We start from the raw sequence: 679 nt of genomic DNA, 5'->3' as shown, positions 1-679 counted from the left end.
CCCGATGTCCACGGTGGTCCGTGGGCCATAGCGTACGGGGCATGGCGGATTGGTTGGCCCAGGTCGGAGAGCTTCCCACCACCCTGCTCATGGGGGTGCTCGGGGTGGTCATGCTCTTCGACGCCGTACCGCTGCTCGGGGTGCTGGTCCCGGGCGACGTGGCGATCCTCGCCGCGGTCGGGGTGGGGCGGCCGGCGACCGGCCTGGCCACGTTCGCCGCCGTGGTGGTCGGTTGCCTCGCCGGCTGGTCGCTGAGCTTCCTGGCCGGCCGCCGGTGGGGTGACCGGCTACGGCACAGCCGGGTCGGCGGCTGGATCGGCGAGTCACGCTGGGCGGCCGCGGAGCGGATCCTGCGTCGCGGGGGCGGCCGGATGGTGCTGGTCGCCCCGTTCCTGCCGGTGTTCAACGCGCTGCTGCCACTGGCCGCCGGCGGGCTGCGGATGTCGTACCGGCGCTTCCTCGGCTGCGCGACCCTCGGCGCCGCGGCCTGGGCCGGCCTCTATTTGGTGCTCGGCACCGCCTCCCGGTCGCTGGCCGGGCTGCTGCCCGGGCCGGCCAGCCCGATGCTGGTGACCATGGCGGTCGGGCTGCTGCTGGCCACGTTGGTGCTGCTGGGTACGCGGCGGCGGCTGCGGGCGCTGGCCGGCTGACGGGGTGACCGGGGTTGCGGTGGGGGGGC

General features: G+C 75.6%; 1 protein-coding gene. It reads left to right on the top strand.

Annotation, left to right across the window (positions count from 1 at the left end; translation table 11 throughout):
- Positions 1-41 precede the first annotated feature (41 nt).
- Positions 42-650 carry a DedA family protein gene (locus DLJ47_RS00010; RefSeq protein WP_109898064.1) on the top strand — a complete coding sequence of 203 codons (609 nt, stop codon included), beginning with the start codon at positions 42-44 and terminating at the stop codon, positions 648-650.
- The last annotated feature ends 29 nt before the right edge of the window (positions 651-679 follow it).

Source organism: Micromonospora sp. S4605, assembly GCF_003176715.1.
Classification (GTDB): domain Bacteria; phylum Actinomycetota; class Actinomycetes; order Mycobacteriales; family Micromonosporaceae; genus Micromonospora; species Micromonospora echinaurantiaca.
Note: the sequence above shows the minus strand (reverse complement) of the source record. Positions and strands in the feature narration are given on the sequence as shown.